General features: G+C 59.2%; 8 protein-coding genes. 4 read left to right on the top strand and 4 right to left on the bottom strand.

Translation table 11 applies throughout. The features are described 5' to 3' along the window. The first annotated feature begins 418 nt into the window (after window positions 1–418). Complete coding sequence (locus P3T21_RS33155; RefSeq protein WP_429260159.1) at window positions 419–697, top strand: antitoxin Xre/MbcA/ParS toxin-binding domain-containing protein; 279 nt, start codon at window positions 419–421, stop codon at window positions 695–697. Between the two features lie 627 nt (window positions 698–1,324). Here the strand turns inward: P3T21_RS33155 and P3T21_RS33150 are convergent. Continuing rightward, the gene (locus P3T21_RS33150; protein ID WP_429260161.1) at window positions 1,325–2,287 is read right to left on the bottom strand and encodes an electron transfer flavoprotein subunit alpha/FixB family protein; all 963 of its coding nucleotides are present in this window, start codon (window positions 2,285–2,287) and stop codon (window positions 1,325–1,327) included. Between the two features lie 22 nt (window positions 2,288–2,309). Then, the gene (locus tag P3T21_RS33145; RefSeq protein WP_429260158.1) at window positions 2,310–3,059 is read right to left on the bottom strand and encodes an electron transfer flavoprotein subunit beta/FixA family protein; all 750 of its coding nucleotides are present in this window, start codon (window positions 3,057–3,059) and stop codon (window positions 2,310–2,312) included. Between the two features lie 302 nt (window positions 3,060–3,361). On the opposite strand from P3T21_RS33145, the gene P3T21_RS33140 reads away from it, so the two are divergent. The 3 genes from P3T21_RS33140 to P3T21_RS33130 all read left to right on the top strand — a co-directional run bounded on the left by P3T21_RS33140 (window position 3,362) and on the right by P3T21_RS33130 (window position 5,387). Further along, window positions 3,362–3,877 (top strand): thiamine pyrophosphate-binding protein, encoded by a 516-nt coding sequence (locus P3T21_RS33140; protein ID WP_074283245.1) that lies wholly within the window; start codon window positions 3,362–3,364, stop codon window positions 3,875–3,877. 8 nt (window positions 3,878–3,885) lie between these two features. After that, entirely contained in the window at window positions 3,886–4,491 is a 606-nt protein-coding gene (locus P3T21_RS33135) for a thiamine pyrophosphate-dependent enzyme (RefSeq protein WP_429260157.1), read from the top strand. Window positions 4,492–4,622: 131 nt separating this feature from the next. Then, entirely contained in the window at window positions 4,623–5,387 is a 765-nt protein-coding gene (locus tag P3T21_RS33130; protein WP_429260156.1) for a helix-turn-helix domain-containing protein, read from the top strand. Window positions 5,388–5,405: 18 nt separating this feature from the next. Here P3T21_RS33130 and P3T21_RS33125 read toward each other — a convergent pair whose 3' ends face one another. Both P3T21_RS33125 and P3T21_RS33120 read right to left on the bottom strand, forming a co-directional pair. After that, window positions 5,406–6,569, bottom strand: a complete 1,164-nt coding sequence (locus tag P3T21_RS33125; RefSeq protein ID WP_429260155.1) for an NAD(P)/FAD-dependent oxidoreductase — start codon at window positions 6,567–6,569, stop codon at window positions 5,406–5,408. 61 nt (window positions 6,570–6,630) lie between these two features. Next, window positions 6,631–7,845 carry a pyridoxal phosphate-dependent aminotransferase gene (locus tag P3T21_RS33120; protein WP_429260154.1) on the bottom strand — a complete coding sequence of 405 codons (1,215 nt, stop codon included), beginning with the start codon at window positions 7,843–7,845 and terminating at the stop codon, window positions 6,631–6,633. Window positions 7,846–7,908 lie beyond the last annotated feature (63 nt).

Genomic DNA, 7,908 nt, shown 5'->3' with positions numbered 1-7,908 from the left:
GGAAAGCGACTCACCCCTATGCGAAGAATAGAACCGTCGCCAGAAAGCTTGCTTTAAGGTCTGCTTTCCAAGGTAGCGATGGTTGAAAGCATCTACTCGAATTATTGAACGCGGCATTGGGCTGTGAGGATGCTTCATTTAATACCCTTTTCGCCACCACACCGTTCGACGGGCCATGCAGCGCCTCAATCGCCTGACGGAACAATATATAGCTACCGATCACAACCAGAATGGAGGTCCGGTTCGCGGCGACGCAGCCAAATCTCTGTTGTAGAGACATATTTGCGCGCTTTGTCGAAACTGACTGTAATGCTTTGCGGCTTGCTCGTCCACGAGGCAACAGACATGCGCAGCAAATGTTTGTGGCGCACCTGATTGAGACTATGATCAGTTAATAACCTTCTAGAATCAAGGTAGCATGAAATCAAAATCGGACGGCGCAACCGCGCAAGGACCCATCAGCGACAGCGGCAGTTTAGCCTCGACAATCGCAATGCTAGTTGCGCAGGTCCAGTTGATGGTGGAGCAATCTGGCAATCCGGAAGGTTTCGACGCGCAGTCATGGGTGAACGACTGGCTCCACTCGCCGGTCCCCGCGCTCGGGTCACGACCGCCCATAGAATTGCTCGGCACACCGGACGGTGTCGCACTTGTTTCCTCAACAATTGCACGAATGCAAAGCGGCGCATTTATGTAAGGGATACGTCCGGCGAAGCAGAACAGCAGCATACACCGCAAGTCCAGCAGTTGCGGGCGAGCGGCTGAGATCGGTCCATATTAACTGACTATGCCATCCCGCTCTTGCCAGTCGCATCGACATTGGCGAAAGGCAGTAAGTTACGGCTGTCGATCGCGGGCGCCGATGCCGGGCATTTCGCTCCGATGCCGTAAGGCCATCGCCCGTCTTCACCATTAAGGCAGGCATAGAAGGTAGCTCCATAGATATCCCATTTCGAATCAGTGGAGACAAAGACTGACGGATATCGAAATCTGCAACGGTCCATTGGATCACGCCGTCCGTCTGCCGCGCACTGCCCGATGCGACAGCCTCGGCGTGGTCGCCTCCATGTTCCCCCGCGCAGTCCGGATGGCTTTGTCGAAGCTGTTATCCGTGGCCACATGCCTGTTGTCAACACTGACGAGCCAACGGTCACCGCTGCAGCACCAGCGAATCCTCCGCTCTTCGAGGAGCAGCGCGAACCACCGCCAAATGGAGGCATCCTCGGCGTTAGCGGCCAAGGCCGCCGCCGCTCTGGCATGCCTCATATCATTCAGATTGCTCACCTGTCACCTCGTCGAACCTTGACCGTTCCCCGCAGTACGCTCAAGACAGCATGGCCTCAAACTCCGGCACGACCGTGAACAGATCGCCCACGAGACCGTAATCGGCGACGCTGAAAATCAGCGCTTCCGGGTCCTTGTTGATCGCCACGATGACCTTCGAGTCCTTCATGCCGGCCAGATGCTGGATCGCACCCGAGATACCGACCGCCACATACAGTTGCGGCGCGACGATCTTGCCGGTCTGGCCGACCTGATAGTCGTTCGGCACGAAGCCCGCATCGACCGCGGCACGCGACGCGCCCAGCGCTGCGTTCAGCTTGTCGGCCAGCGGCTCCAGAACCTTGGTGTAGTTCTCGCCGTTGCCCAGACCGCGGCCACCCGAGACGATGATCTTCGCCGAGGTCAGCTTCGGACAGTCTAGCTTCGTCACTTCGCGGCTCACGAATTGCGAGAGGCCGGTGTCGGCTGCCGCTTCGATCTTCTCGACCGTTGCGCTGCCACCTTCTGCTGCGACCGCATCGAAGCCGGTCGTGCGAACCGTGATGACCTTGATCGGATCAGCCGATTGCACCGTCGCGATCGCGTTGCCTGCATAGATCGGGCGCTCGAACGTATCGGCCGAATCGACTGCGGTGATGTCGCTGATCTGCGCGACGTCGAGCTTCGCGGCAATACGCGGTGCGATGTTTTTACCGTAAGCCGTCGCTGGCGCGAGGATGTGCGTGTAATCCTTCGCGATGTTCAGCCCCGTCGCTTCAACGTTTTCAGCCAGGCCTGCTGCGAGTTGCGGCGCGTCGGCCAGCAGGACCTTAGAAACCCCTGCGATCTTCGCAGCGGCATCCGCTGCGGCTTGCGCGTTGTGACCTGCTACCAGCACGTGAATATCGCCGCCGATCTTCTGCGCGGCAGCAATCGTATTCAGCGTCGCGGCCTTGATCGACGCACTGCCCCCCAAGGGGGCTTCCTTCGGGGCGTCGTGTTCTGCTATTACAAGATTAACCAGATTCGTCATTTCGTCCGTCTCCTCACAGCACCTTGGCTTCGGTCTTCAGCTTCTCGACCAGCGTCTTCACGTCGGCGACCTTCACACCGGCGCTGCGCTTGGGCGGCTCGACCACTTTTAGCGTCTTCAGGCGCGGTGTGACGTCGACACCGAGGTCTTCGGGCTTGAGCGTCTCCAGCGGCTTCTTCTTCGCCTTCATGATGTTCGGCAGCGTCACGTAACGCGGCTCGTTCAGGCGCAGGTCGGTGGTCACAACAGCGGGCAGCGTCAGCGACAGCGTTTCCGCACCGCCATCCACTTCGCGCGACACCGTCGCCTTGCCGTCGGCCACCGTCACCTTCGACGCGAACGTGGCCTGCGGCAGACCCGCCAGCGCGGCGAGCATCTGGCCGGTCTGGTTCGAGTCGTCGTCGATCGCCTGCTTGCCGAGGATCACCAGCGAAGGCTGTTCCTTGTCGACCAGCGCCTTCAACAGCTTGGCCACCGCCAGCGGCTGCAGGTCTTCGTTCGACTCGATCAGCACAGCGCGGTCCGCGCCGATCGCCAGCGCCGTGCGCAGCGTTTCCTGCGACTGCGTCGCGCCGCACGACACCGCGATCACTTCGGTCGCCACGCCCGCCTCGCGCAGACGCACCGCTTCTTCCACCGCGATCTCGTCGAACGGATTCATCGACGTCTTGACGTTCGCGATGTCGACGCCCGTGCCGTCCGACTTCACACGGACCTTCACGTTGTAATCGACCACTCTCTTGACTGGCACAACAATCTTCATGGTTCCTTCTCCACTCGGTTTGCACGCTAGTGTGCTCACTCAAGCCAACGGTTGGAATTCGGCATTCTGGAACGCCGCATTTCAGGCGCTCGAATGCGGAAGCAAACCAGAACGGAGAAGATCAGCGCGTGAATCCACATCGACTGATTCCGTTAACCCCAGCCTAATCGCGCCTTCCGCAATCAGTAATTGAGCGACGACTTTTGCTGATGCACGCTATCACTCATCAAAGCAAGGTAATCGATTGGCCCTGCTAAGCGCGACGGCTATCCGTTTTCATCAACCTACCAAAACTCGTCATCATGTCAGTAAACTGGCCAGAAACAATCTTCGAGCACTTCAAAGCCGCTGACGTGCGGCAAGTGGCATACGTGCCTGATGCAGGGCACAAACGTCTTATCGAACTCTGCGAAGCAGACGCCGAAATCCATGCGGTTTCGCTGACCACCGAAGAAGAAGGCGTGGCCATGATGGGCGGCGCATGGGTCGGTGGCCAACGCGGTGTATTGCTGCTCCAGTCGAGCGGCGTGGGCAACTGCATCAATATGCTCTCGCTGCAACACGAATGCCGCATGCCCATTGTGATGCTGGTCACGATGCGCGGAGAATGGGGAGAATTCAATCCTTGGCAAGTCGCCATGGGCAAATCCACCCAGGAAGCCCTCGAATCGGCCGGCGTTTATGTCTACCGCGCGGATGATCCCGCCGAAGTCCCTGAAACCGTACGCGCCGCGTTGAATTTTGGCTACAACACCTCCCGGATGGTCGCCGTCCTGATCGGACAGCGCGTCATCGGCACCAAGAACTTTAACAAGTGAGCACGAACATGACTCAGCAGACGACGCCCCTGAACCGTCGACTGACGGTGAAGCGGATTCTCCGCGATCGGCAGCAGGACGTTCTGGTAGTGACCAGCCTTGGCAATCCGACCTTCGATGTGGCCGCCGCAGGCGATACGCCACAGAACTTCTACCTTTGGGGTGCGATGGGAGGCGCTGTCAGCTTCGGTCTTGGCATTGCGCTTGCACAACCTGAGAAGCGCGTGATCGTGTTCGTTGGCGACGGTGAAATGATGATGGGCCTCGGGTCGCTCGCGACCGTGGGCGTTGATCGGCCGGCCAATCTCTCGATCGTCGTTATCGACAACGAACACTACGCGGAAACAGGCATGCAACTGGCCCACGCGGGGCGAGGTGTCGACATCACGGCAATCGCGCGCGCGGCCGGGTTCGAAAAGGCGACGACGATCTACGCCGAGGGCGAGCTCGAAGAGTATGTCGACGTCATTCTGAAGGCATCGGGTCCTGTGCTCGCCACGGTGAAGGTCGGAACCGATCCCGAACCGACCGCCCTTCCCCCCCGGGACGGTCCGTACCTGCGAAGCCGTTTCCGTGAAGCATTGCTTGGCGCCAGGGCCCACGCGAGTCAATAAGCACCAAGGCGCGGATTCCTGCAGGAAAGCGGTGGAGCGGCTAGCTGCCGCGCCGCCGCTTTCCTCGCTCCCGCCCCGGATTACACCCCCCTGTACAATCGGGATCACTGTGACTTCGCGCTGATCCCCTTATGCCCGCCAAGGCCTATTCCGATATGTTGGTGGAGGTCTTTCGACAGCTGGACCGGCAGCCCGAGATGCTCGAGCGCGTCTTCGACTGCTTTCCGGACGTGCTGTACTACATCAAGGATGCCCAGGCGCGCTACCTTTCCGTTAATCAAACGCTCATCAACCGAAGTGGGATGGCGCGCGACGATGTGATTGGCCAGACGGCCGACCAGCTATTTCCCGTGACCGGTGCAAGCACCAACGCGCAAGATCTGAACGTTATCGAAACCCAGTCTCCGATTGTCGATCGCCTGCGCCTCTACTCGTCCGGATCGGGGCATCGATACTGGTGCCTGAGCTCCAAGTTCCCGGTACTCAACGAAGACGGGCAAGCGATCGGACTGATCGGCATCTCGCGCGATCTGCCTCGCCCCGACGAACGGCACCACGGCTACCGCCGCTTGCTGGAATATCTGGATTATCTGGAACAGAACCTCGGACAGAACATCCTGGTCACTGAAGCGGCGGAACGCGCATCCATCTCTGTCGACACGTTGGAACGTCTGACCCGTGAAGTGTTTCATCTGACGCCCAAGCAACTGCTGATGAAATTGCGGATCGACCACGCGTGCAAGCTGCTCGAAACGACTGACAATAGCATTACGGATATCGCGACGGACTGCGGCTACGCGGACCACAGCGCCTTTACGCGTCAATTCAAGTCCGCCACGCACCTCACGCCCCGACAGTATCGAAACGCGCGAGGGCGTGGTCTGCATCCTCACTGATAGACCGCCTGCCGGGCGCTAGTAAACACCCTCCTCGATCACGAGTTGACCCGAAGTGAGCCGTGCCGGCGACAGCGGCGAGAGGTCCAACGTTCTGAACTCGCCGAAGCCCAGCAGTTCGGCCATTGCACGACCGACGCCCGGACTGTGCATCATGCCGTGGCCGCTGAAACCGGCCGCCACAAACGAGTTTTCCGGGCCCGACTGACCGACGATGCCGTTCTGGTCGAGGATGTTGTATTCATAGTAACCGGCCCAGGCGTGCTCCACGCGCAATGCTTCAAACGCGGGGATCCGTTCTGCCAGCGTCGGCCAGATGATCTCGTCAAATTCGGAAAACTGCACGTCGAGTGGCAAGTTATCAAGATCCATCTCGGCCGAGGGCGAAACGATGCACAGGAAATGATTCTGCTCCCTACGCAGGTACACGCCAGACGTGTCGATCAGGATCGGCATATCGGGGATCGACGTCGGACATGACACGACGAACGCCGAACGCCGTCTTGGCCGAACCGGCAGATCGACACCCACGCTTTTTGCAAGAGACGCGCACCACGCTCCGCTTGCATTCACGAACGTGTCCCCTGAGATTTCCCGCCCATCGGTCAGTTCGACATGGGTAATCCGGTCTCCGCGTGTACGGTAGCCCGCCGCTTCACCCGTGGCGAAATGAACGCCCGCCTCGCGCGCACGATTTCTGAACCACTGCATGACGCTGTAACCATCGAACCAGCCTTCGCCTGCAAGGCCCTCAACAGCATATGTCAGATCGCTGACGTTCATCCACGGGTAGCGCTGCTGCAACGCTTCAACGGAATGTTCCTGCAGCTCGACGCCTAACGATCTGGCGAGCGAGCTCCGCCGACGTAGCACGCTCTCCTGCTGCGCATTGCCCACGAACAGATAGCCGCAATCCACCAGATCGACACCGGCCCCGTACTGCGCCTTCTCCCGCTCGCACGAGGAGAAGAAGTTGTAACCGAACTGCGACAACTGAATGCAAATAGGCGTGGAAAACTGCTGCCGGATCGAACTGGCCGAGAGCGATGATGACGCGATCTGATAGGTCGGATCTTTTTCGATCACCCAGATCTCGCGTCCGGGCGTCTTCTGGAGGCTGAGGAAATACGCGATTGAACAACCAATTGCACCACCACCCGTGATGACAATCCTTTCGCTCATGATTTACCTTCGAAGGCTCGTTGGGCTCCTGAGAGCCGAGCAGTGTGTGGATTGTGGACGATCAGATCGCCACTGTTTCGAGGCTTTGACACGCGGCGCGAATCCGGGCGAGCGCTTCGTTCAGGTCGTCGAGTGATGCGGCATAAGAGAGTCTGAAGTACGGCGAGAGCAGAAAACCGGAACCTGAAACCACCGCCACGTTCGCCTCTTCCAACAGGTACATGACGAAGTCCTGGTCGTTCTCCAGAAGCCTGCCGCTCGGCGTACGGCTTCCAATGACGCCGTGGCAGCCGACAAATGCATAAAAGGCGCCTTCGGGCTCGTTACTGTGGAGTCCCGGAATGTCGCTCAGCGTTTTGACCACAAGCTTCCGGCGTTCGTCGAAAGCCGATCGCGATCTCTCTACGAATGACTGATCACCATTGAGTGCTTCAATCGCAGCGTATTGCGACACCGACGACGCACTGGTGACAATCTGCCCTTGCACGAGATTCATGGCCCGGATGAGCGCAGCCGGTCCGGCGGAATAGCCAATCCGCCAGCCTGTCATTGAGTACACCTTGGAGACGCCGTTGATGATGAGCGTCCGCTCCTGCAACTCTGGCGCCACGTTAAAAATATTGACGAACGGACTTCCGGTGTAGATGAGCTTTTCGTAGATGTCGTCCGACAGCACCCAGACATGGGGATGTCGACGCAGTACTTCCGCGATGGTGCGGAGTTCCTCAACCGAGTAAACTGCCCCGGTCGGGTTCGACGGCGAATTCAGCATCAGCCACTTGGTACGCGGCGTGATCGACGCCTCCAGCTGAGCAGCCGTCAGTTTGAACCCCGCCGCTTCATCGCACGCCACGACGATAGGCGTGCCGGTCGCCATTTTGACGATCTCCGGATAGGAGACCCAGCACGGCGCGGGCACGATCACTTCATCGCCCGGATTAAGGGTCGCGAAAAAGGCCGCGAAAATCGCCTGTTTCGCACCAACCGACACGCTGACGCCATCCACCGGGTAGTCGACGCCGTTGTCGCGCTTCAGTTTCGCGACGATCGCCTCGCGCAACTCCCGAATACCCGCTGCCTCCGTGTAGCGCGTCTTGCCTTCGCGCATTGCACGAATCGCTGCTGCCTGGATGTTCTCGGGCGTGTGAAAGTCTGGTTCGCCTTGCGACAGGGAAATAACGTTCTTCCCGGCACGGCGCAGTTCTGCCGCTTTTGCTGCCATTGTCATCGTTTGCGCAGGGGCGATCTGGCCAATGCGGTCTGCAATGAAGCCCATTGTGTTCATTCCGTTCGTTTTAAAAGCCTACCGTGTGAACCGGGGCTGTCCGTCTGTGGCGCC

The organism is Paraburkholderia sp. GAS334, assembly GCF_050436625.1.
In the GTDB taxonomy this organism is placed as follows: domain Bacteria; phylum Pseudomonadota; class Gammaproteobacteria; order Burkholderiales; family Burkholderiaceae; genus Paraburkholderia.
The sequence above is the reverse complement of the archived record's forward strand: the minus strand, read 5'-3'. Positions and strand labels throughout refer to the sequence as shown.